24 protein-coding genes are annotated in these 22,126 nt (G+C 32.6%); 13 read left to right on the top strand and 11 right to left on the bottom strand.

Annotated elements, in window-relative coordinates:
• The first annotated feature begins 85 nt into the window (after positions 1 to 85).
• From AC2D6V_RS12000 to AC2D6V_RS11985, 4 genes are read left to right on the top strand one after another with little or no spacing between them, the layout of a single operon-like run.
• Positions 86 to 724: a peptidylprolyl isomerase gene (locus AC2D6V_RS12000; RefSeq protein ID WP_484648438.1), complete on the top strand. Its 639-nt coding sequence runs from the start codon at positions 86 to 88 to the stop codon at positions 722 to 724.
• Complete coding sequence (locus AC2D6V_RS11995; protein WP_484648437.1) at positions 724 to 1,428, top strand: 16S rRNA (uracil(1498)-N(3))-methyltransferase; 705 nt, start codon at positions 724 to 726, stop codon at positions 1,426 to 1,428. The genes AC2D6V_RS12000 and AC2D6V_RS11995 overlap by 1 nt, the downstream gene beginning before the upstream one ends.
• Before the next feature lie 4 nt (positions 1,429 to 1,432).
• Positions 1,433 to 2,074: a DUF4159 domain-containing protein gene (locus AC2D6V_RS11990; protein ID WP_484648436.1), complete on the top strand. Its 642-nt coding sequence runs from the start codon at positions 1,433 to 1,435 to the stop codon at positions 2,072 to 2,074.
• Between the two features lie 21 nt (positions 2,075 to 2,095).
• Positions 2,096 to 2,599: a TrmH family RNA methyltransferase gene (locus AC2D6V_RS11985; RefSeq protein ID WP_484648435.1), complete on the top strand. Its 504-nt coding sequence runs from the start codon at positions 2,096 to 2,098 to the stop codon at positions 2,597 to 2,599.
• Here AC2D6V_RS11985 and AC2D6V_RS11980 read toward each other — a convergent pair.
• The 5 genes from AC2D6V_RS11980 to AC2D6V_RS11960 form a co-directional block, all read right to left on the bottom strand.
• Positions 2,596 to 3,087, bottom strand: a complete 492-nt coding sequence (locus AC2D6V_RS11980; protein WP_484648434.1) for a GNAT family N-acetyltransferase — start codon at positions 3,085 to 3,087, stop codon at positions 2,596 to 2,598. The two genes, AC2D6V_RS11985 and AC2D6V_RS11980, sit on opposite strands and share 4 nt — an antisense overlap.
• Position 3,088: 1 nt before the next feature.
• Entirely contained in the window at positions 3,089 to 3,715 is a 627-nt protein-coding gene (gene trhA / locus AC2D6V_RS11975) for a PAQR family membrane homeostasis protein TrhA (protein ID WP_484648433.1), read from the bottom strand.
• Between the two features lie 4 nt (positions 3,716 to 3,719).
• A complete protein-coding gene (locus AC2D6V_RS11970; RefSeq protein ID WP_484648432.1) occupies positions 3,720 to 4,394 on the bottom strand; it encodes a DUF4294 domain-containing protein in 675 nt (224 codons plus the stop codon).
• Positions 4,395 to 4,543: 149 nt separating this feature from the next.
• A complete protein-coding gene (locus tag AC2D6V_RS11965) occupies positions 4,544 to 8,197 on the bottom strand; it encodes a M1 family aminopeptidase (protein WP_484648431.1) in 3,654 nt (1,217 codons plus the stop codon).
• A 33-nt stretch (positions 8,198 to 8,230) separates the two neighbouring features.
• A complete protein-coding gene (locus AC2D6V_RS11960) occupies positions 8,231 to 9,118 on the bottom strand; it encodes an ABC transporter ATP-binding protein (protein WP_484648430.1) in 888 nt (295 codons plus the stop codon).
• 166 nt (positions 9,119 to 9,284) lie between these two features.
• Between AC2D6V_RS11960 and AC2D6V_RS11955 the strand changes: the two genes are divergently transcribed.
• From AC2D6V_RS11955 to AC2D6V_RS11945, 3 genes are read left to right on the top strand one after another with little or no spacing between them, the layout of a single operon-like run.
• Positions 9,285 to 10,373: a M42 family metallopeptidase gene (locus AC2D6V_RS11955; RefSeq protein WP_484648429.1), complete on the top strand. Its 1,089-nt coding sequence runs from the start codon at positions 9,285 to 9,287 to the stop codon at positions 10,371 to 10,373.
• Between the two features lie 44 nt (positions 10,374 to 10,417).
• On the top strand, positions 10,418 to 10,975 hold the full coding sequence (locus tag AC2D6V_RS11950; protein ID WP_484648428.1) for an NUDIX hydrolase: 558 nt from the start codon (positions 10,418 to 10,420) through the stop codon (positions 10,973 to 10,975).
• Entirely contained in the window at positions 10,972 to 11,418 is a 447-nt protein-coding gene (locus AC2D6V_RS11945) for a PrsW family intramembrane metalloprotease (protein ID WP_484648427.1), read from the top strand. The genes AC2D6V_RS11950 and AC2D6V_RS11945 overlap by 4 nt, the downstream gene beginning before the upstream one ends.
• A 108-nt stretch (positions 11,419 to 11,526) precedes the next feature.
• Here AC2D6V_RS11945 and AC2D6V_RS11940 read toward each other — a convergent pair whose 3' ends face one another.
• Positions 11,527 to 11,829: a DUF1330 domain-containing protein gene (locus AC2D6V_RS11940; protein ID WP_484648426.1), complete on the bottom strand. Its 303-nt coding sequence runs from the start codon at positions 11,827 to 11,829 to the stop codon at positions 11,527 to 11,529.
• A 259-nt stretch (positions 11,830 to 12,088) separates the two neighbouring features.
• On the opposite strand from AC2D6V_RS11940, the gene AC2D6V_RS11935 reads away from it, so the two are divergent.
• The 5 genes from AC2D6V_RS11935 (at position 12,089) to AC2D6V_RS11915 (ending at position 17,232) form a co-directional block, all read left to right on the top strand.
• Positions 12,089 to 12,337: a PrsW family glutamic-type intramembrane protease gene (locus AC2D6V_RS11935; RefSeq protein WP_484648425.1), complete on the top strand. Its 249-nt coding sequence runs from the start codon at positions 12,089 to 12,091 to the stop codon at positions 12,335 to 12,337.
• An 84-nt stretch (positions 12,338 to 12,421) separates the two neighbouring features.
• On the top strand, positions 12,422 to 12,907 hold the full coding sequence (locus tag AC2D6V_RS11930; RefSeq protein ID WP_484648424.1) for an acyl-CoA carboxylase biotin carboxyl carrier protein subunit: 486 nt from the start codon (positions 12,422 to 12,424) through the stop codon (positions 12,905 to 12,907).
• Between the two features lies 1 nt (position 12,908).
• Positions 12,909 to 14,348 carry an acetyl-CoA carboxylase biotin carboxylase subunit gene (accC, locus tag AC2D6V_RS11925; protein ID WP_484648423.1) on the top strand — a complete coding sequence of 480 codons (1,440 nt, stop codon included), beginning with the start codon at positions 12,909 to 12,911 and terminating at the stop codon, positions 14,346 to 14,348.
• A 47-nt stretch (positions 14,349 to 14,395) separates the two neighbouring features.
• A complete protein-coding gene (locus AC2D6V_RS11920; protein WP_484648422.1) occupies positions 14,396 to 15,937 on the top strand; it encodes an acyl-CoA carboxylase subunit beta in 1,542 nt (513 codons plus the stop codon).
• Positions 15,938 to 15,969: 32 nt separating this feature from the next.
• Positions 15,970 to 17,232, top strand: a complete 1,263-nt coding sequence (locus AC2D6V_RS11915) for an NRAMP family divalent metal transporter (RefSeq protein WP_484648421.1) — start codon at positions 15,970 to 15,972, stop codon at positions 17,230 to 17,232.
• Between the two features lie 9 nt (positions 17,233 to 17,241).
• On the opposite strand, the gene AC2D6V_RS11910 is transcribed toward AC2D6V_RS11915, so the two are convergent.
• The 4 genes from AC2D6V_RS11910 to AC2D6V_RS11895 form a co-directional block, all read right to left on the bottom strand.
• Entirely contained in the window at positions 17,242 to 18,330 is a 1,089-nt protein-coding gene (locus AC2D6V_RS11910) for an amidohydrolase family protein (RefSeq protein ID WP_484648420.1), read from the bottom strand.
• Between the two features lie 160 nt (positions 18,331 to 18,490).
• A complete protein-coding gene (locus AC2D6V_RS11905; RefSeq protein WP_484648419.1) occupies positions 18,491 to 19,069 on the bottom strand; it encodes a YceI family protein in 579 nt (192 codons plus the stop codon).
• Between the two features lie 102 nt (positions 19,070 to 19,171).
• Positions 19,172 to 19,765, bottom strand: a complete 594-nt coding sequence (locus tag AC2D6V_RS11900) for a Crp/Fnr family transcriptional regulator (RefSeq protein WP_484648418.1) — start codon at positions 19,763 to 19,765, stop codon at positions 19,172 to 19,174.
• The gene (locus AC2D6V_RS11895; protein ID WP_484648417.1) at positions 19,758 to 20,204 is read right to left on the bottom strand and encodes a DinB family protein; all 447 of its coding nucleotides are present in this window, start codon (positions 20,202 to 20,204) and stop codon (positions 19,758 to 19,760) included. Before AC2D6V_RS11895 ends, AC2D6V_RS11900 begins: the two co-directional genes overlap by 8 nt.
• Positions 20,205 to 20,300: 96 nt before the next feature.
• On the opposite strand from AC2D6V_RS11895, the gene AC2D6V_RS11890 reads away from it, so the two are divergent.
• Positions 20,301 to 21,506, top strand: a complete 1,206-nt coding sequence (locus tag AC2D6V_RS11890; protein WP_484648416.1) for a multidrug effflux MFS transporter — start codon at positions 20,301 to 20,303, stop codon at positions 21,504 to 21,506.
• Here AC2D6V_RS11890 and AC2D6V_RS11885 read toward each other — a convergent pair.
• Positions 21,503 to 22,021, bottom strand: coding sequence for a DinB family protein (locus AC2D6V_RS11885; protein ID WP_484648415.1), 519 nt, complete (start codon positions 22,019 to 22,021; stop codon positions 21,503 to 21,505). The two genes, AC2D6V_RS11890 and AC2D6V_RS11885, sit on opposite strands and share 4 nt — an antisense overlap.
• Between the last annotated feature and the right edge of the window lie 105 nt (positions 22,022 to 22,126).

Raw genomic sequence — 22,126 nt, 5'->3', positions numbered from 1 at the left:
ATCCTATCTTAAAAACTTAGCTTAAAATCATTTTAGCATTACATATTTAAGTATAAATTTGGGTTTGAATTATAAACCCACAATAATGCTTAAAAATATCCTACTATACTTATTAATTATCACTTCGTCATTAGCTTCAGCACAAAACTCTATTGAAAAAGATTTAGACAGTGTTACAAGCTTTGAAAAAGCCCAAGAATATTTAAAAACAAAAACTTTTAAAAAGAATAAATTCATAGTTTTTAATGAAGAAAATCACAAGACCACTATTGCTAAAGACCTTTTAAAACTTAGCTTAGGTGGTACAAAAACTTACGCAAATGATTATGAGAAAACAGTCTATAAAGTTTTAGAAAAAGCTAAGATTCCTTCATACAGAGCTTCCTATATTTATTTGGATGGTACAAAACATACATCAAGTGAAATAGAAGCCATTCAAAAAACGATTATCAGAAAATATAAAGATGGTGCTGGTTTCGACTTTTTAGCAAAACAGTATTCCATGGATGCTAGCCGTAAAAGAGGTGGCGATTCTGGTTGGTTTGCAAAATCTGATTTTAATACCGCTTTACAAAGTCTTATTATTAATGACAACCATGGTTTAGACGCTATTTTTAAAGCTGAAATAACTTCTAAAAATGCTTATTACGTTATTTTGAAAACTTTTGAACCAAAAAGTATTTCAGAAATTAAAGTTTTAAAGATTATTGACGACATTGAATAATGCAGCTATTCTATAATCCTGAAATATCCGAAAATACCATGCAATTTTCTTTTAACAGAGAAGAAAGTAAACACATCGTAAAGGTATTGCGTAAAAAACAAGGAGATAGATTACAAATTACAAATGGCAAAGGGTTGCTTTTTAATGCAGAGATAGCTATTTCTGACATTAAAAATTGCTTGGTACATATAATTTCAGAAACGCAGCAACCAAAGCATAATTATAAGCTTCATTTGGCCGTTGCCCCTACCAAAATGAATAATCGTTACGAATGGTTCTTAGAAAAAGTAACCGAAATTGGTATAGATAGCATCACACCTATTATTTGCGAACGTAGTGAGCGCAAAGTGATAAAGCATGAACGTTTCGATAAGATTATACTATCGGCAATGAAACAATCATTAAACTGCCACTTACCTAAATTAAATGAAGCTGTTTCATTTAAAAATTTTGTTGGGCAAGATTTTGAAGGTGATTTATTTATTGCACATTGTGAAGAAACTGATAGAAAATCGCTAAAACAGCACTTAAGGCCTAATCAAAATATCACTATTTTAATTGGTCCAGAAGGTGATTTTAGTGTTAAAGAAATCGAAATGGCATTAAAAAATAAGTTTATTCCTGTAACTTTGGGAGAAACGCGATTGCGAACAGAAACTGCGGCAATTGTGGCGTGTCATTCGGTGGCATTTGTAAACGAATAAATTTATGAAATTATATTTATCGCTTTTATTATTTCTTTTTTCTATTTCAGTCTTTAGTCAAGATTTAGCTATATTAAAATACAAAGGTGGCGGCGATTGGTACGGGAATCCAACTGCTTTGCCTAACTTGATTACTTATTGTAACAATAATATAAACACTAAAATAAGCTCAAATCCACAGACTGTAGAAGTTGGGAGTCTAGACATATTTCAATATCCATTGGTGCACATGACGGGACATGGCAATGTGTTTTTTAGTGAGGATGATGCTGAAAACCTACGAAACTATTTAATTTCTGGTGGTTTTTTGCATATTGATGACAACTACGGAATGGAACCTTATATTACCAAAGAACTTAAAAAAGTATTTCCAAATACCGAACTAGTTGAGCTACCAGCAAACCATCCCATATTCACTATATCGTATAAATTTAATTCTGGTCTTCCTAAAATACATGAGCATGATGGGAAACGCCCACAAGCGTTTGGGATTTTTCATGAAAACAGATTAGTACTGTTATTTACTTATGAAAGTGATCTAGGTGATGGTTGGGAAGATGAAGCTGTGCATAACGACCCACCAGCCGTAAGAGAAAAAGCACTAAGAATGGGCGCGAATATTATTAAATATGCTTTTGAAAATTAAATAATAAAAACTCTGTTTTCATTGCAACTGACTCATTACAATACCGACTTCAAAAAACAAAACTTTCCTATAACTCTCGTTTGCGATAATGTTACTAACGCTCCTAACATTGGAAGTTTGTTTCGGATTGCAGATGCCTTTGGAGTTGAAAAACTAATTCTTTGTGGAAAAAACATCGCATTGGAACGTAAAATAACCAAAACATCTAGAGCTACAGAAAAAGTAGTTACGTATGAAATTAAAGATTCTGCAGAAAACGTTGTAAGCGATCTTTTATACAGTGATTATCAAATAATTGCTTTAGAAATCACAGATTCTAGCATCCCAATAACTGAGTTTAACTTTAGTAAAGAAAAACCAATCTGCTTGGTTATAGGTGGTGAAAATTTTGGAATTTCTGAAGCGATATTAAATATGGCACATGCGAAAATCCATATTAATATGTTTGGTCAAAACAGTAGTATGAATGTTGTTCAAGCTAGTAATATTGCATTGTACGAAATAACCAAGCAATTGCAAGCCTAAAGTTTTTTTATCATCTCATAATCATCCATAACAAAGCCATTGCCTATATCTGTGACCAAAGGACCAACATTAATGAAGCCTAGTTTTTCATAGGCTTTTATAGAATTTATATTATTTATATTAACCGTAAGTCTGATGGAATATAAATGATATTCATTCGCTTTTTCTTCAATAAACAGCATCGCAGCCTTACCAATTTTTTTTCCTTGATATGTACTTAATACATATATTTTACTCAAGAAAAGTGCTTCTTCTTCTTTTTTAATTGAAATATAACCAACAGCATTTGAATCATAATGTATTATGAAATATTCATACCCTTGTATCATTTGAGATGTAATTGCATCGCTAGACTGATATTTGTCTAACATGTATTCTATCTGTGGCTTACCAACAATTGGTATGTAATGCTCTCGCCAAATAGTGTCTGCTAATTGAGCAATAACTTCAAAATCGGACTTAGTATTTGCTTTTTTAATTTCTGTCATATTAAATCACATATTCAAAAATCATAAAAAAATGAAAAACAGCACCAGCTAAAACAAACAAATGCCAAATAACATGATTATAAGGTATTTTTTCAATAGCATAAAAAACTATTCCTAAAGTATAAGCCAAACCACCCGCAAAAAGTAATAATATGCCATTAGGGTGTATGATTTCTGATAGATTTGAAAAATCAAAAACTATTAGCCAACCCATGATTAGATATAGTACTGTTGAGAAAACTTCAAATTTTCCTGTAAAAAATAATTTTAAAATAACGCCAAATCCTGCTATTCCCCAAACAAGGTAAAATAGCGTCCAACCCAAGCTTTGCTCTAAAGAAATCAATAAAACTGGTGTATATGTTCCAGCAATGAGGAGATAAATACTTATATGATCTATAATCCTGAAATAGTGTTTACGCCTCTCTCCTTTTACAGCATGATAAAAAGTAGAAGCACTAAAAAGTATAATGATTGAAATACCATACACAATAACACTAAACAAACTCCAATCGGTTTTAGATGTATTACAAGTAACAAGTAAGGTTAATGCAGCAATACCAAAGACAGCACCAATAGCATGCGATATGGCATTTAGTTTTTCTTCGAATAGTGACTGAATACGCATGAAATTATTTAGTATTTGACCCCAACCACTTATCGGTTAAGTCGTAAAAATCGAAATCGATAGCCGACTTTTGGCGCTCCAAACGACCACTTTGAAAATTCCGTTGTAGAATATCTTCTATTAAATAATCTTCTTTTTCATTAAGGGGGTCAAACTCACGCTTTAGAGAAATATCGAACATACTAGCCGTTGTGTTATACCAAAAGGCACGCCAACCGCTTCTCAACTCTTTAACTAAATCGAAGGTAGTACGACCTGTTTGCCTGTGAATAAGTTTTACCAAAATTTGTCCCTCGGTTCTGGTCATTTTTTTTAATTCATCTGAAAACTCACCCTCAATATACCTTTGAATCATTTTAGTATATCGCTTTTTATCGCGTTTTCTAGTCAAAGATTCCAGTCTTGCATTTAAAGAGTCAAGTCTATCTGCCGCCATTTTTGCATAAGGATATACTTTTATGGTTTTTCTTCTTAGAATTAAATAACGAATCCTATCTTTTTTACTATCAAACTTAAGCTTGTGTAATAACATTACTTCATCTAAATCGATTACCGTTCTTGGTACCGAATCGCCTTCAATAATTAAATACTCCACCACCGTTGAGTCCTGTTCAACTACGTTTGTTTGAGCAAACATAATGACAGGAATAAAAAGTAATATATATTTAAGAAAATTCATTTAAAATGTACTGGAGCATTTAGTATGCCAAAATTACTAATTTACTAAATGATAACTCTTAATTTTATCTGAATATTATGCTTTTAAAAAATAAAGCCCACTGATAAAATAATATCACTGAGCTTAAAATTTAATAAAGACGAACTGTATTAAAACCGCCTTCTATTATCATCCGATTTGGTATCAATAAGTTTATTATAAGGATCGACTCCTACCTCAACTGGTTCTTTATCAACTATTATACTTAGCTTGTTATTTATAGAAGTTATTTTATGTTTCTTCAAGTATAGCTCTATTTCTTTTGTTTCTCCATCTACTTCTTCTTCAGCAAAAACACCAATATCAACATAATCGGCAAGAGGTACAGACAATATTGGTTTTCTCATAGATTCTGTTTGGTAAGACAAGGTGTCTCCTGATTTTTCGCCGTAATACTTCTTCCCTTTATCATCATTTCTATATTTACCAACTTCGAACTCTATATCCACCTGGAATTTACCATTATCTATTTCTTTAGAGTTAATCTTAACTATCCTATTATTATATAATGTAATAGTCTCAAACATATCCTTTATAGTATATTTTAATGAATCTGGAGTAGCTTCTCTAATAAAATCCACCATTTCAATTGATGTTGTGTAAGGTGGTTCTTGAAACTTAACTTTTTCGACATAATTTTTAAGCGCATTATTTAAAACATCTTCTCCAATATAATCGCTTAAGGCATAAAAAACTAAGGATCCTTTTTGATATCTAATGTAAGGTTGTCCATCGTTATACATCAACGATTTTTCACGTTTTCTTTCAAAGGTTCTTCGCGTTAAATAATCATCTAAAGCCTTTTTTAGAAACTTTCGCATTTTGCTTTTACCATGTTCGTGCTCAAGAACTTTAAGTGACACATATTCTGATAAGCTTTCAGACATCATAGTTGCTCCCAAAACATCGGCACCTATAACTTGATGTGCCCACCATTGATGAGCGACTTCATGCACCGTTATTGCAAATGGATAATCAACACCGCCTTCTTCACTTTCATCAACATCGGCTATAAACCCAACACCTTCTGAAAATGGAATGGTATTAGGAAATGACTGTGCAAAACTACCCGAAGTCCTAGGGAATTCAATAATTCTAGCTTGCTTATGTTGGTAAGGACTAAAGTTATTAGAATTATATTCTAACGACGCTTTCATTCCTTCCATCATGCGTACCAAATTATAATCATGCGGTTCATGATAATAAATTTCTAAGTTAACATCGTTCCATTTATCCTTTTTAACTTTATATCTAGCAGAATTAAAGGCGTAAAAATTTAAAATTTTATTGTCCATTTTATAATGGAAATAGCGTCTACCACTATCAACCCATTCTTTCTGTAAATATCCCGGAGCAATTGCAATCTGATCTTCTGATGTACTTACTGTAGCTTCAAAATCTATCCAATCTGAATCCTTTGATATATAAGTGTTACCTAAAGCTGTTGAATCGGAAGGATGTGGTTTCAACTCATTTTCAGGGAGTCCGTATTTTTTTCTCGTTTCATCATCGGATAGTTCTCCTCCTGTGCTATAGCCGAGAGCAGGGAAAACTTGAAAATTATTAATAAACGTTCCGTTTTCTAATACTGGTGAATTTTTTCGTAATAGTGTATTCGGTTTATTCCAAACTTCGAAATTCAATTTTAAAGTATCATCTGGTTGTAGTCCTTTCTGGAGTTTATAAATATCGAAATTATAAAGTGTGTCTTCAGAAATAAGGGTGTTAGCTTTGTTAAATTCAAATATACTTGGGTAATCATTGTGATTTAAAAAGATACTATCAATAACCTTATTCGTTTTATTAACCATTACATAAGTCCCACTTCCTTTAAAGTTTAGCTCTTTAGGGAAAATATTCATTGCTGCTTTAACTGAAACAATCCTAGGTTGCAAGATGTTTTCATACTTTTTATATTTCTTTTCGTATTCCACACGCTGTTGTTCACTTTCTTTATTTGAAGTATACACGTTTTTGATATTATCAGTGTAATATATACCAAAGCCGATAGCTAAAAACGTAATTAAAACAGCTATAAATACTAATTTAGTAGCTCCAGTAAAACGTAATTTAAATATAGAAAGACGCTCTTTAAATGAATGTGGTAATCCGCGAACCCAAAACAGTCCAGACAAGATTAATAACCCAACTCCGGCAATAAACCAATACAGTTTGTAAACAAAATACTCAGGAAGTGTACCTCCATAACCGTTCATATCTGAATAGCTAAAAGATGCCCCACGATTATATTTAAAAACGGGTTGCTCAATAAGTGAAGAAAAAACTAATGGGAAACCTATTAAAACAACTATAAGTATAAAAAGCCCCAAATAAGGGTTTTTTACCAAGGTTTGAATAAACAACGCTAACATAGTCCATATAGCAAATTGTATGAAACGAATTAAATACAATTCATTGATATAATGTCCAAGTTCAAAATCGAAGAAGCCTTTATAAATTTGAAATATTAATCCAGAAACTAATATTACGGTTAAAAGCAATAATATCATTTTTAAAAGCGCGATATACTTAGATAATAACAAGGTCCAATTAGGAATAGGTGTTGTATCTACTAATTGATTTACGTTAGCAATTTTACCACGATGAACCAACATTCCTGCATATAAAAAAATAGAAATAATTATTGAGATACTAAATGCTGCTCCGTTTGAAAGCATTTTCCAAGTCATTGGTAATGTTTCGGTACCAAATAAATTACCAACCTCAGATAATGAAATTATCATAATTATAAGACCTACGATTACAATACTTATAAATGGCCAACTTTTAATAATATATTTAAAGTCTACATTAGAAAGTCGCCACGTAGCCTTCAGGTTTTGTACGATGGAATAATTGAAAGTAACTTTTGGCAAATTAATTTTTGTAATACCCCCAAAATTCGATTTTATAGCTCGAACACCTTTATTCTTTTTAAAATTAAGTGCTATAGCATTCTGGCTAAACGTAAAAAACTTAAACACTAAACCAAAAATTAAAGCCGCAATAGCAAACCATAGAAGTCTGTTATAAATAACAACACCTTTGATAGGTAAAGGCAATTCATTTTGCTCTGCAACTGTCCAATAACGTGTATAATAATTTGAAGCACCAGCACCGAAAGGATCTAAAATAGCCGCTAAAAATCTTGTGTCTGGGTCTGAGAATAAACTTTCTAAAAGACCTTGACCAAATATGAGTAATACAACCACTATAAAACCAGCAGCTATATTTCTAGTAAAAGCAACTGTAGCAAAAACGATTGCTCCAAATAAAATAACGTTGGGAAGTATATAAACAAAATATGGCGTGATATAAGAACTTATATTTAAAGCTCCTACCAAATCACCATTTGTTCCAGGGAGTCTAAACCCTAATATCATTCCAAAAGCAACAAGCATTACAATTAAAGTAACTACGGTTATAGCACTTAAAAATTTAGCAAATAAATAATTTGCTTTAGTAAAAGGATAGGAATATAAAATGGTATGCATCTCACTCTTAAAATCCCTATAAATAGAAACACCAACTATGGAAGGAAATAAAAAGAATATAAATATTGTTAAAGCATTAAATAAACCTGAAATACCTATAGGAGAATTAACAATTAATGAAGAACCGGTTGTTACTGTTAAAAAATCGAAAATCCCTGCTGAAGATGCCGATAAAAATAAAGACAACAAGAAAAAGATAGCAGCATAAATATAGAATCCAGGTTTTTTGAGCCAATAATTTAATTCGTGTTTGTATATAGTTGTGAACATGAGAATCTGTTTAATTAGATGATTGAAAAAAAATTAAATGTTTTGCAATTCTTCTTGCCTTAAAGCCATAAAATAAACATCATCTAATTGCGGTTTTGTTTTCACAAAATCGGCTGCTGGTTTTTCTACCCCATGTACACGAATATTTAAAGTATTATCTTGGTTGTAATTAGAGGAAAGCACATTATATGTTGCTTCCATATCTTCCAATTCGTCTCTTTGAATGACTTTCGTCCAAATTTGATTTTCAATTTCTGCAGTCGCTTCAATAGGTGTTGTGTGTTTCAAAATGCGTCCGCCATTTAATATGGCCATTTCATTACACAACTCTTTAACGTCTTCAACAATATGCGTCGAAAAAATGACGGTACAGTTTGTACCTACTTCGCGAAGCACATTTAAAAAACGATTACGTTCCGCAGGGTCTAAACCTGCTGTAGGCTCATCGACTATAATAAGTTTTGGATTATTTAATAATAATTGGGCAATTCCAAAACGTTGCTTCATACCACCAGAGTAACCAGAAACATTTTTATTTTTAACATCATATAAATTAGTGATTTCTAAAACTTCATTAACTATTTTATCTCTATCAGTTTTTGAAGCAATCCCTTTAAGGGTTGCAAAATAATGAAGTAATGCTTCCGCCGACATTTTAGGATAAACACCAAAAGATTGTGGTAAGTACCCTAGTACTTTCCGTAAGGACATCTTATCTTCTAAAACATTAATATCTCCAAAAGTAATGGTTCCCGTGTCTGCACTTTGCAATGTGGCAATGGTTCGCATTAAAGACGATTTTCCTGCACCATTTGGCCCAAGCAAACCAAACATTCCTGTTCCAATTTCTAGGCTCAAATTATCTATTGCTTTAACTCCGTTTTTATACGTTTTTGTTAAATCTTTAATGACTAACTTCATTGTTGACTGGTTTATATAATTAAATTATTCAATTAGTATTACAAAAGCCGTTTTTGTTACAAAATATTGTTTGTAATATGACATAAAAATTATGAAATCTCTTATTTTTACAAAGTACACGAAATTTAAAAACTTTCTTTTAATTCAATAAATCATTTTCATTGCTATGGCAAACAAAAGTATTCTCAATAAAAAATCAATAGACTTTTTAAGTAAATATCTCAATAACGCTGCTCCTACTGGATACGAATGGGATGGGCAAAAATTATGGATGGATTACTTAAAACCATATGTAGACGAATTTATCACAGACACCTACGGAACAGCTGTAGGCGTTATAAACCCAAGGGCAAAATATAAAGTAGTTATTGAAGGGCATGCCGATGAAATCTCTTGGTATGTAAATTATATTTCGGATAACGGACTTATTTATGTTATTAGAAATGGTGGTAGCGACCACCAAATTGCACCAAGTAAAATTGTAGATATTCATACCAAAAATGGCATTGTAAAAGGTGTATTTGGTTGGCCGGCAATTCATACTAGGAATAGAGCAAAAGAAGAGCCGCCAAAACCTGACAATATTTTTATCGATTGTGGTTGTTCGACTAAAGAAGAAGTTGAGAAAAAAGGAATTCATGTAGGATGTGTTATTACCTATCCTGATGAGTTTCACATCTTAAACAGCAATAAATTTGTGTGTCGCGCTTTAGACAATCGCATGGGTGGATTTATGATAGCTGAAGTGGCTAGATTACTTAAAGAAAACAAAAAGACATTGCCGTTTGGGTTATATATTACCAATGCAGTTCAAGAAGAAATTGGCCTACGTGGTGCCCAAATGATTACAGAAACTATTAAACCTAACGTAGCTATTGTGACTGATGTAACCCATGATACTACAACGCCTATGATAGAAAAGAAGAAAGAAGGTCATTTAGAAATTGGCAAAGGCCCTGTTGTTGCCTATGCACCTGCTGTACAGCAAAAATTGCGTGATTTAATTACGGAAACGGCTGAGGCTAAAAAAATCCCCTTTCAACGCTCTGCCTTATCACGAGCTACTGGAACAGATACTGATGCTTTTGCTTATAGCAACGGAGGTGTTGCTTCAGCATTAATTTCTTTACCACTTCGCTACATGCATACAACTGTTGAAATGGTACATAGAGATGATGTTGAAAACGTAATTAAACTTATTTATGAAACTTTGCTTAACATAAAAGACGGAGAAACATTTAGTTATTTCGATTAAAATATTTTATCATTCCCGCGAAAGCGGGAATCTTTTTTTAATGCATGGACGAATTTATAGACATTGTTGATACCAATGGCAACCCTACTGGAAAGTCAGAACTAAAATCAATTATTCACCAAAAGGGTTACTATCACAATACTGCCCACATTTGGTTTTATACTAAAAATGGTAAGATATTATTATCGCAACGATCTTCAAAAAAAACTATTTGTCCGCTAATGTGGGATGTCTCGGTTGCAGGACATATAGATGCTGGAGAAACTATTGAACAGGCAGCTGTTAGAGAAACCAAAGAAGAAATAGGTTTAACTATTTCTGAAAATAATCTCAACAAAATTGGAGTCTTCGAATGTTTTCAGGCGTACGATAACGGCATTAAAGACAACGAATTTCATAATACTTTTATTTGTCAATTACAGATTCCGTTAGCTAATTTAGAACCACAAGAAGAGGAGGTTGAAGCTTTAAAACTTGTTTCCATTAAAGATTTTAAAAAACTAATAGATACTGTTGGTGCTAATGATAATCACTTTGTACCCTCAAACAAAGGTTATTATGAATTTGTTTTACAAGAAATCAAAAACCGCTTATCTAAATGAATTTATTGCTCGTAGCCATTGCCCCGGTTTTTATTATTATCTGCTACATCTATATAAAAGACAAATATGAAAAGGAACCTAAAAAACTGTTGTTTTATAATTTCCTACTTGGTGCCATAGTCAGTATCATTATTACAACCATACTTTATTATGGGTTTGATATCGTTCTACCATTACCAAACAACACCAGCATATTTCAACAATTTATAAAAGCATTTTTGGTAGTTGGCTTAACCGAAGAATTCAGTAAATACATTATAGTTCGTTACTTCGCTCAAACCAAAAAAGCTTTTAACGAACCTTTTGATGGTATTGTTTATGCAGTCATGGTTTCTATGGGTTTTGCAGCCACCGAAAACATATTTTATGTATTAGAAGGTGGTTATCAAACGGCTTTGCTTAGAGCTTTTACGGCAGTACCAGCACATGCTACTTTTGGGTAGCTTAAAAAGAAGGGGGTTCTCTTAATCCCAATTTTCACTAGGGGTTTGAAGCTTATTCGGTTAGGAATAATGTGTGAGCAAGTTGTTTTCTAGTGGATATTGATTTTTTTATTTAAGTTCATCTTTACCTTCAATAAGATAATGGTTGCTCGCAGAACCTTTTGTACGAGCTTCAAGATGTGGAATATATTCAGGGTCTTTCATAAATGCTAAAGCATCTTCTTTTGATGGCCACTCAATAATTGTTCGAAAAGCTGCTTCAGATACTTTTCCTTCGAGCTGTTCGTGACTAGTTGTTCTTGCCAGAAACTTACCTCCGTGTTTTGAAACTAACCTGTTCGCTGATGAAACATAACCTTCTATCCATTTATCTGTGGATGGAGTTATATCTAATACTGAAAAATAAATCATAATATTGAATTTAAAATTAATTGCTATAAAACTATATTTCTATTAATTATATCTATTGCAAATTTGAGAAATTTTGTCGTTGAAAATTACTCGAAGTAGATTTTTCAGCTTGTTGCAAACGTGTGGATAAACAAACTAGTGCCTTTATTCCTCTAATATAAGTAATTATTATTTATAGTATAATATACTGGCAGCTTGGCTCCTTCATAATGCCTAATTTTTTACTGCTGTAGGAAATCAATATCAACTTCCTTCACAAATGACATTTGGTATTTTAATGGGTTACTATATGGGAAAAGCGAAATTCTCTAATAATAAAGTCCTTTTAAATTTAACAGGGTTGTTATTGGCTGTAATATTTCATGGGGCTTACGACTTTTTCCTTTTTATTGATTTTGTTCCTGGTATATGGATTGGCGCGTTCGTTTCGTTGGCAATTGGTATTATCCTGTCAAGGAAAGCAATCAAGAAGCATCAGGATGGTTCTATATTTAAAAATTCGAATTAAAATTACACCTATCGTTCTTATAATTTTAGTCGTTGAATCTACCTAATAAAATCCTTATATTTACTACTACCAATTAAGCCAAATATGAGTAAAATTTTTAAGGCATGCGTTAATAACACATTCGATTTTGATATTACCGCAAAAGACCTATCGAAAATAGATTCTTTAAAACTTACCGATTCAAAACACCATATACTTAGCGGGAATAAATCCTATAATGCTGAAATTATCACTACTGATTTCAATAAAAAATCATATAAAGTAAAAGTTAACAATAACACTTACAAAATTAACATATTCAATGAATTAGACTTATTAATTAAAGAAATGGGATTTTCAGTTGGTTCGACTAAACAAGTCAATTTTATAAAAGCTCCAATGCCTGGTTTAATCTTAGAAATAAATGTTGAAGTTGGGCAAGAAGTTAAAGAGAATGATCCGCTTTTAATTCTTGAAGCCATGAAAATGGAAAATATAATTACTTCACCTAGAGATGGAATTATTAAATCGATAGATGCAAAAAAAGGTGATGCTGTCGAGAAAAATCAACTTCTAATTAATTTCGAATAAAATGCAAAAAATATTAATTGCTAACCGTGGAGAAATAGCTATAAGAGTTATGAAAACGGCTAAAAAAATGGGTATAAAAACGGTTGCCGTTTTTTCAAAAGCAGATAGAAATGCGCCACATGTTAAGTTTGCAGATGAAGCGGTGTGTATTGGAGAAGCACCTTCAAGTCAATCATACCTTAGAGGCGATAAAATTATTGAAGTTGCTAAAAATTTAAGTATTGATGGCATACACCCTGGTTATGGCTTTTTAAGTGAAAATGCTGACTTTGCAGAATTATGCGAAGAAAACAACATTACTTTTATTGGTCCACGTTCTAAAGCTATTAAGATTATGGGAAGTAAATTAGCAGCCAAGGAAGCTGTTAAGCAATATAATATCCCAATGGTGCCTGGTATTGACGAAGCTATTACCGATGTAGACAAAGCGCATAAGATTGCTAAAGAGATAGGTTTTCCAATTCTTATAAAAGCATCTGCTGGTGGCGGAGGAAAAGGCATGCGCATCGTGGAAAAAGAAAGCGATTTAGAATCTCAAATGAATCGTGCAATTAGCGAAGCAACCTCTGCGTTCGGAGACGGATCTGTTTTTATAGAAAAGTATGTAAGCTCTCCACGCCATATCGAAATACAAGTAATGGCAGATAGTCATGGAAATATATTACACTTTTTTGAACGCGAATGTAGCATTCAACGCCGTCATCAAAAAGTGGTTGAAGAAGCACCATCAACTATTTTAACTCCAGAATTAAGAAAAAAAATGGGGGAAGCAGCCATAAAAGTAGCTCAGTCATGTGACTACTTAGGCGCTGGCACAGTAGAGTTTTTAATGGATGCTGAACATAATTTTTATTTTCTTGAAATGAATACACGTCTTCAGGTAGAACACCCCGTTTCAGAAATAATATCCGGTGTAGATTTGGTTGAACTTCAAATAAAAGTAGCTCGTGGTGAAGCATTGGAAATAAAACAGAAAGACTTGAAAATTAATGGGCATGCTCTAGAACTGCGCGTATATGCTGAAGATCCTTTAAATGATTTTCTACCAAGTGTGGGCCATTTAGATGTTTATAAAACACCTAAGGGTGACGGTATACGAGTTGATGATGGCTTTGAAGAAGGCATGGATATTCCTATTTATTACGACCCCATGCTTTCAAAATTAATTACTTATGGAAGCACTCGTGAAGAAGCTATTGAATTAATGATAAATGCTATTGATAATTACCACGTTGAAGGTGTTCAAACAACACTTCCATTTGGAAAATATGTTTGTAAACACGAAGCTTTTCGTTCTGGAAATTTTGATACACATTTTGTCAAGAAATATTATTCGCCAGAAGCTTTAAAAGAAGAAACTGAAAACGAGGCTAAAATCGCTGCACTAATAGCTATTAAACAATATATTGAGGATCAAAAGCTTTTACGTTTACCAATTTAATTATCATTCCTGCATGTTGTAGGTACCTTATTATCACTTGATATCTTATGGATTCGAAAATAAACAAACTAAACGAACTAAATACTTTAGCCAATCTTGGCGGTGGACAAAAACGAATTGACAAGCAGCACGCTAATAAAAAATTGACCGCTAGAGAACGCATAAATTATCTTATGGATGCAAGCTCTTTTGAGGAAATTGGAAAACTCGTTACACATCGCACCACAGATTTTGGTATGCAGGACCAAATTTATTTAGGTGATGGTGTAATAACCGGTTATGGAACAATTAATAATAGACTCGTTTATGTTTATGCTCAAGATTTCACCGTATTTGGAGGGTCTTTATCTGAAACCCATGCTGAAAAAATCTGTAAAATTATGGACATGGCCGTTAAAGTCGGTGCTCCCATAATTGGGTTAAACGATTCAGGAGGAGCACGCATCCAGGAGGGTGTGCGCTCTCTAGGCGGTTATGCAGATATTTTTTATAGAAATGTTAGAGCTTCTGGTGTTATCCCTCAAATATCTGCAATAATGGGACCATGTGCTGGAGGCGCAGTTTATTCTCCCGCAATAACCGACTTCACCATTATGGTTGAAAATAGTAGTTACATGTTTGTTACTGGACCTAATGTGGTTAAAACGGTAACCAATGAAACGGTTACTAGTGAAGAATTAGGTGGTGCCGAAACCCACGCATCTAAATCGGGTGTAGCTCATATAACAACTTTAAATGATGTTGAATGTCTTGAAGATATAAAAAAATTACTAAGTTATTTACCTCAAAATAATACCGAATCGACTCAAGTCTTAGACTTCAAATTAGAAGATGAAATAAGAGATGTTTTATCAGATATAATACCTGACAATGCGAATAAACCTTATGATATGCATACTGTTATTTCGGGTATTATAGATGTTGATTCCTTCTATGAGATTCATAAAGATTACGCTGAAAGCATCATTGTAGGTTTTGCACGTTTAGGAGGAAAAAGCATTGGTATTGTTGCTAATCAACCTATGTCTTTTGCTGGTGTTTTAGGTGTGAAAAGTTCCAGAAAAGCAGCACGTTTCACACGATTTTGTGATTGTTTCAATATTCCACTATTGGTACTTGTAGATGTACCTGGTTTTTTACCTGGAACCGACCAAGAATGGAATGGCATTATTGTTCATGGTGCAAAATTATTATACGCCTTAAGTGAAGCTACTGTGCCAAGAGTAACTGTTATAACTAGGAAAGCCTACGGCGGTGCATACGACGTTATGAACTCTAAGCACATAGGCGCCGATTTTAATTTTGCGTGGCCGGGGGCTGAAATTGCCGTTATGGGTGCAAAAGGTGCGAGTGAAATAATATTTAAGCGCGACATAGCTGTCGCAAATAATCCTGCAGAAAAATTAGCTGAAAAAGAAAAAGAGTATGCTGACAAGTTTGCAAATCCATATGAAGCTGCAAAAAGAGGTTTTATAGATGAAGTCATTCTTCCAAAAAACACACGACGCAAACTAATTAAAGCTTTTGCATCACTTGAAAACAAAAAAGTAGATGCTCCTAAACGCAAGCATGGAAATATTCCGCTTTAAAATATTTTCGAACTTAAGACACAAGCTAATCAATGAAGTGGAATAAACTAAAAAAAACATTAGGTCCAGGTATATTATTTGCTAGCACTGCTATTGGTGTATCCCATTTAGTGCAAAGCACTAGAGCTGGCGCTAATTATGGGTTTGCCCTTTTAGGGATGATTATAATTACAAATATTTTAAAATTTCCATTTTTCGAATATGCCGTTCGATATGCCAATGCCACAGGTGAAAGCCTTATTGAGGGTTACAAGAAATTAGGAAAACCAGTTTTATGGATTTATTTCTTAATTACAATTGCTTCCATGTTTTTTGTAACTGCAGCAGTAAGCATAGTCACTGCTGGTTTTATGGATAATCTCTTTGGACTGTCTACGCTTTGGCCTTCTTTTAAATTATTTCCAGTTGTACTTGTATTCCTGGTTAGTACTGGTGCTTTACTTACAGGGAAGTTTAGTGTATTAGATAGTTTAATAAAAACCATTGGCATCTTATTGTTTGTGTCTACAATCATCGTTTTTATTTTAACTTTAATAAATGGCCCAATAGAACATATAAATACTTTTACTCCTTTAGATGTCTTTGATGATGTTGGAATTTTATTTATTATAGCTTTAATGGGTTGGATGCCAACAGCATTAGACATGTCTTGCTGGACTAGCCTTTGGGTTGTAGAAAAAATTAAATCTACCAATTACCATCCAACACTAAAAGAAAATTTGTTTGATTTTAATCTTGGATATTGGGTAGCAGCTTTTTTGTCAATTTGTTTTGTAACTATGGGTGCCTTTTTGATTTTTGGTACTGGTAATATACTTCCAAAAGACAGTGTAGGATTTGCAAGTAGCGTTATTGATTTATACACATCAACAATTGGCGATTGGAGTTATTTAATAATTGCCATTGCTGCATTTTCTATCATGCTAGGAACCAGTATTGGTGTTTTTGATGGTTATTCGCGTGTATTGCAACATTCATCGAAGATATTATTTCTTTCAAACGACAATAAACATTCTAAACGTATTTACATCATTTCCTTAATTATTCTGGCAATTGGTTCTTTTTCAATTACGGCATTTTTTATGGGAGAATTTAAAAACCTGATAGATTTAGCAACAACCATATCCTTTTTAATAGCACCATTGGTCGCTATTGCTAATTTAAAATTGGTAAGCAAAAAGTATATTGATAAAGCGTATACCCCAAAACCCTTTATGAAACTTCTTAGCTATTTAGGGATTGTCTTCTTGACTGGGTTTGCCCTATTTTATGTGTACATTAAGTTTATAAAGTAGCGCTTCTTTTTAATTAGGAAATAATGTTTTATCTAACCCAGGAACAATTCTAAGAGCATTTTTATAGTATACTTTTTTCAAAACTTCATCAGGCAAATCCAATCCATACATGGCCCAGAACGCGTGGTATTTTTTATGATAAGGAAAATATTCATCAGCACTTTCTAGTACTCTAAAATATGTTGGAAACTCCTCTGGCTTCCAGCTATCTTTTCCGAATAAAATTCGGTCTTGATATTTTATAAAAAATGCTTTCGCAAATCGGGGTTGTCTTCCTAATTCAGCAATAATAGCACCTATGCCAACATTCATATTTGGAATTTCGTCTAGCAACTCACTTAGTTTGTCCAAATTATTCGCATACCATCCCATGTGTGCATTTATAAAAGTTGTTTCAGGATGCTTTCTAAACATATTGTGCTGTTCTGCAATTATTTGCTCCCAAGGCGCTGGATTGTTGGGCCCTCTTTTCCTTCTTGGTTTTGTTTTTAACTCCAACCATCGTTCATTATCCCCATCAAAAGCATCCCAAAACAATTTTGGATCTGCTGCATGGATAAGAACTGGAATACCCAATTCACCACAGGCTTCCCATATTGGTTCTAAACGATTGTCATCAATAGCGAGCCTTTTTCCATCGACATCTTTATTGTACATGCCTAAACTCTTATATACTTTTAATCCTCTAGCGCCATTTTTAACATCTTGCTTTAATTGTGCTACTGCCTTTACTATCCAGCCCTCTGCGCCTGCTTCATTAAAATCAATATTTGCAAAAACCACGAATCTATTTGGGTAATTGATGTTAATATTATCAACTGCTTTTTTTAAATTCTCACCTGAGCGACCACTTAAATTAACCATGATTCCCATATTTAAAGTATCCATAGCTGCAATAACTGGAGATAAGTCTTGAGTCGCCATTCGATACTGATGCCCATGTACATCTATAAACGGAAACTTGGCTTGCTTTATAACTTTACCCGGAACTACAAGCGTTGATTTAGGGTTATATTCTTCAAAAGACATCTCTTGCGCTGCAACATTTGTAACAAAAAATAGCACTATTATAAATGGGCAAATAATTTTAGAAAACATATGAATGATTTTATAGTATAAGTTATAAAAATAATCAACTTATAGAGGTGTAAAACAAGTTTAAGAAGGGTTTAACAATGTATTTTGCGTTTTAGAAAAATAGGCACATAAAAAAGCGCTCAAAATGAACGCTTCTCAATATCTAAATAAGATTATTTTATTAGAATTCTAGGTCTGCGACTAAATCGAATTCATCGTAAATAGCTTTGTCTTTTAAACCATCAAAAAAGCTTGTTGATCCATATTTAACGTCATACTGAGATCTATCAATTTTAAGTGATGCAGTAGCCTTACTTCCATAAATAGATATGCTAAAGCTAATTGGTTTAGTAATACCTTTAATAGTTAAATCTCCTGTAACATTATAGGCATTTTTACCTGAAGGCTCAACGCTAGAAAACACCAATGAAGCCGTTGGATGATTTGCAACACCAAAGAAATCATCAGACTTTAAGTGTCCTTCTAACTTACCTTTGTAGTCGCCTTCTAAATCGGTAACGGTTATTGATGTCATATCTATAACAAATTCTCCTCCTGTTAATTTATCACCTTCAAAAATCAAATCACCAGATTTAATACTAATTGTTCCTTCATGAGAGCCTGTTACTTTGTAACCTTTCCAAACCACTTTACTGGCATCAGTCTTGATTTCTTTTTTCTCTTTATCAAGTGTTGTAAAAGAAAATGTAAGTGCTGTAACGAATACTAAAATTGCAATGTTTTTTATTTTGTTTTTCATTTTTATGTTTTTTTTAATTAAAATTATTACTGCAAATATCTTGAATAACCAATAATACTTGAATAAACTAGATTATAAAATAATGTTAAACTAGTTTAATTTTTATCCTTCTAGTGCCAATTGTCCCTTTATTTTACTCATAAATTCCTTGGTTATTCCAAGATACGAAGCTAGCATATATTGTGGAATACGCTGTTCAATCTCTGGATATTGCTTGCTAAAATATTTATATCTTTCCTTCGCTGTTAAACTAAAACTTCTAACAATTCGTTTTTGTGAAGCAACAAAAGCACGCTCTATAATTTGCCTAAAAAAACGTTCAAGCTTTGGGATTTTGGTATATAATTCTTCAATAATATCGTATGCAAACAGTATCAACTCAGTATTCTCAATACATTGTACGTTATAATCGGCAGGTGTTTGTGTAATAAAGCTACCCATATCTGCAGTCCACCAATTTTCAATTGAAAACATGATTATATGTTCTTGGCCATTTTCATCTACATGAAACATCTTAGTACATCCAGAAATCACAAAACATTCATGTTTACATACATCTCCTTGTTGAACAATATATTGTCCTTTCAAAAATTTACGATAGCTAATATGCGAGATTAATAGTAACTCCTCCTCTGCTGAGAGTGTTATAAATTTACTTATGTAATTTAATAGCGGTTGCGCCTTTTCTTTATTCATCTAATAGCCTTCTATGGTAATTAATTTGTCCAAGATGATATGACAAGTGCGTTGTTAAATGAGTTAAAAAATACTCAGTACTCATTGTTGCTTTAAAAACTAAAAGCGGGTACTGCTTTTCAAGAACGCCTGGAGTTAGTTTTAACAAAGTTGATTTTACAACCTCCATGGTTTCATCAATTTGTTTCAGAATTACATCTCTCGGAACATTCTTTTGAGAAAATTCGAATTCTCTTTTTCTAACATAACCTGTATTTCCCAAAGTAGCACCAACAAAATGATTCAGATTCCCTACAATATGCAAACCCAAATTTCCAGCTGAATTATTTATCCCATTAGGAAGCAACCAAAGTTTTTCTTCGTTTGTATAAGACTCTAATTCAATCTTAAGTTGCGCTAAGTCTCTTTGAAATATTTTTATTAAAGTTTCTGTATACATATCCCATTAAATTAGTATCAAATTTAATAATAATAAAATTGCTTTATTAAATGGTTATTAGATTTTTGATTCGCTTATATAACTTACTTTTGACGAATGCAAAATCAAAAAACTTTTAAGTTAGAATTCGTAGCTCTTATGGCATCATTAATGTCTATAGTAGCACTTTCAATTGATGCGTTATTGCCTGCTCTACCTAATATTGGAACTTTTTTAAAGGTGACAAATGCGAATGATAATCAACTACTTATTACCATGATTTTTCTAGGGCTTGGTTTTGGTCAATTAATTTTTGGGCCATTATCTGATAGCTTTGGCAGAAAACCAATTGTGTATATAGGTTTTATTGTTTTTATTATTGCAAGTATTATTTGTGTTACTACCGAGAGTTTTGAAATGATGATCTTAGGCCGTGTACTTCAGGGCGTAGGTTTATCTTCTCCAAGAAGTCTTGCTCTATCAATGATAAGAGATTCTTACAGCGGAGATTATATGGCAAAAATAGTATCTATAGTAGTCATGTTTTTTATTTTAGTACCTATTGTAGCGCCTACACTAGGGCAGTTTTTAATTAGTTACTTTAGTTGGAAGTCAATTTTTTATGTTAATCTAATTTTTGGTGTTTTAATCATGGTTTGGTTTTGGTTAAGGCAACCTGAAACTTTAGCTATTAAAAATAGAATTAAATTTTCATCACATCTTTTTATTGATGGTACAAAAGAGTTTTTTAAGCATAAAGAAGCGGTTGCGTTTACGTTTGTTTCTGGTTTTATTACTGGCTCGTTTATGGTTTATTTAAGTACGTCTCAGCAAATTTTTCAAGAGCAATACAATCTAGGTCACATGTTTCCATATATTTTTGCAAGTTTAGCTATCTCTGTTGGGTTAGCTACTTTTTTGAACAGTAGATTTGTAGTTAAGTTTGGCATGTGGCGAATAGCCTATTATGCTGCAATAGCCTATACAGTTATATCAGTATTGTATGTTTTGATTTTTTTCTCTGGAAATAACCCAAGCATATATGTTTTGCTTAGTTTTTTTGCGCTACAGTTTTTTGCAGTTGGTTTTTTATTTGGAAATTTAAGAGCTTTAGCCATGCAACCCTTAGGGCATATTGCGGGTATAGGAGCCGCTATAAATGGCTTTATCTCGACAGTAATGGCAGTTCCTATTGCTAATTATATAGGTAGCTTTGTAAATACTTCTGTATTACCTCTTTTTATTGGGTTTTCAATATTTGGAATATTGTCTGTATTGGTATTTGTTTTCGTAAAGAAGAAAAGAGTTTCTTTTAATACTTAAAGGTATCTTTCCTTAATAACCTCTATGTGCCAAATATAATGTCCTAAATTAATATAGGCTGCAGCTCTTGCCGAAAGTACTGATCCATTGGCATTTCCAACAAATTTCAAATCGTTGTTATTAAAATTCTTTAACATGACTATAGAATTTTGTCTTACTGTTTTAAATTCTTCTATTAAAGTCTCTATCGATTTATTGTTAGCTCCAGATGGTTCTATATAATAGTTTTGATCAAATCCCGCTAGTGCCGTTTTATCGTGTCTCGCAATACGAAAACAGCGATGTATGAATACACGTTCTGCATCAATTAAATGCTGAAAAATTTCTTTAACAGTCCATTTATCCTCAGCATATCTATGTACTAGTTTATCCCTTGGGATTGATTCAAAAAAATCTTGAATTGCATTCAACCCAGCTAAATAGCCTTCTAGTAATTCTGTTTTATCATCAACTTGAGCTAAATAAGCGCTATAATAATGATGATGTTCTGAAGTATTAATTTCTGATTTTTTCATATTATTGAGAAAAAAGAAGTTCTTTATTAAATATTCAAAATAGTCAATATTACATCAAACAGAAAGCTCAGTTAATCAAACAGCTTACAACTTGAAATTAATAAA

The sequence above is a fragment of the Algibacter sp. YIN40 genome, from assembly GCF_057219435.1.
This window is presented reverse-complemented; position numbering and strand designations above follow the sequence as displayed.

What these genes read in the sequence shown, in the direction of transcription:
- AC2D6V_RS11915 (WP_484648421.1), top strand. Translation starts at nt 15,970, where the DNA reads ATGAAGTGGAATAAACTAAAAAAAACATTAGGTCCAGGTATATTATTT.
- AC2D6V_RS11995 (WP_484648437.1), top strand. Translation starts at nt 724, where the DNA reads ATGCAGCTATTCTATAATCCTGAAATATCCGAAAATACCATGCAATTT.
- AC2D6V_RS11980 (WP_484648434.1), bottom strand. Translation starts at nt 3,087, where the DNA reads ATGACAGAAATTAAAAAAGCAAATACTAAGTCCGATTTTGAAGTTATT.
- AC2D6V_RS12000 (WP_484648438.1), top strand. Translation starts at nt 86, where the DNA reads ATGCTTAAAAATATCCTACTATACTTATTAATTATCACTTCGTCATTA.
- AC2D6V_RS11905 (WP_484648419.1), bottom strand. Translation starts at nt 19,069, where the DNA reads ATGAAAAACAAAATAAAAAACATTGCAATTTTAGTATTCGTTACAGCA.
- AC2D6V_RS11920 (WP_484648422.1), top strand. Translation starts at nt 14,396, where the DNA reads ATGGATTCGAAAATAAACAAACTAAACGAACTAAATACTTTAGCCAAT.
- trhA (WP_484648433.1), bottom strand. Translation starts at nt 3,715, where the DNA reads ATGCGTATTCAGTCACTATTCGAAGAAAAACTAAATGCCATATCGCAT.
- AC2D6V_RS11890 (WP_484648416.1), top strand. Translation starts at nt 20,301, where the DNA reads ATGCAAAATCAAAAAACTTTTAAGTTAGAATTCGTAGCTCTTATGGCA.
- accC (WP_484648423.1), top strand. Translation starts at nt 12,909, where the DNA reads ATGCAAAAAATATTAATTGCTAACCGTGGAGAAATAGCTATAAGAGTT.
- AC2D6V_RS11885 (WP_484648415.1), bottom strand. Translation starts at nt 22,021, where the DNA reads ATGAAAAAATCAGAAATTAATACTTCAGAACATCATCATTATTATAGC.
- AC2D6V_RS11965 (WP_484648431.1), bottom strand. Translation starts at nt 8,197, where the DNA reads ATGTTCACAACTATATACAAACACGAATTAAATTATTGGCTCAAAAAA.
- AC2D6V_RS11955 (WP_484648429.1), top strand. Translation starts at nt 9,285, where the DNA reads ATGGCAAACAAAAGTATTCTCAATAAAAAATCAATAGACTTTTTAAGT.
- AC2D6V_RS11935 (WP_484648425.1), top strand. Translation starts at nt 12,089, where the DNA reads ATGACATTTGGTATTTTAATGGGTTACTATATGGGAAAAGCGAAATTC.
- AC2D6V_RS11940 (WP_484648426.1), bottom strand. Translation starts at nt 11,829, where the DNA reads ATGATTTATTTTTCAGTATTAGATATAACTCCATCCACAGATAAATGG.
- AC2D6V_RS11930 (WP_484648424.1), top strand. Translation starts at nt 12,422, where the DNA reads ATGAGTAAAATTTTTAAGGCATGCGTTAATAACACATTCGATTTTGAT.
- AC2D6V_RS11945 (WP_484648427.1), top strand. Translation starts at nt 10,972, where the DNA reads ATGAATTTATTGCTCGTAGCCATTGCCCCGGTTTTTATTATTATCTGC.
- AC2D6V_RS11990 (WP_484648436.1), top strand. Translation starts at nt 1,433, where the DNA reads ATGAAATTATATTTATCGCTTTTATTATTTCTTTTTTCTATTTCAGTC.
- AC2D6V_RS11910 (WP_484648420.1), bottom strand. Translation starts at nt 18,330, where the DNA reads ATGTTTTCTAAAATTATTTGCCCATTTATAATAGTGCTATTTTTTGTT.
- AC2D6V_RS11960 (WP_484648430.1), bottom strand. Translation starts at nt 9,118, where the DNA reads ATGAAGTTAGTCATTAAAGATTTAACAAAAACGTATAAAAACGGAGTT.
- AC2D6V_RS11895 (WP_484648417.1), bottom strand. Translation starts at nt 20,204, where the DNA reads ATGTATACAGAAACTTTAATAAAAATATTTCAAAGAGACTTAGCGCAA.
- AC2D6V_RS11950 (WP_484648428.1), top strand. Translation starts at nt 10,418, where the DNA reads ATGGACGAATTTATAGACATTGTTGATACCAATGGCAACCCTACTGGA.
- AC2D6V_RS11900 (WP_484648418.1), bottom strand. Translation starts at nt 19,765, where the DNA reads ATGAATAAAGAAAAGGCGCAACCGCTATTAAATTACATAAGTAAATTT.
- AC2D6V_RS11970 (WP_484648432.1), bottom strand. Translation starts at nt 4,394, where the DNA reads ATGAATTTTCTTAAATATATATTACTTTTTATTCCTGTCATTATGTTT.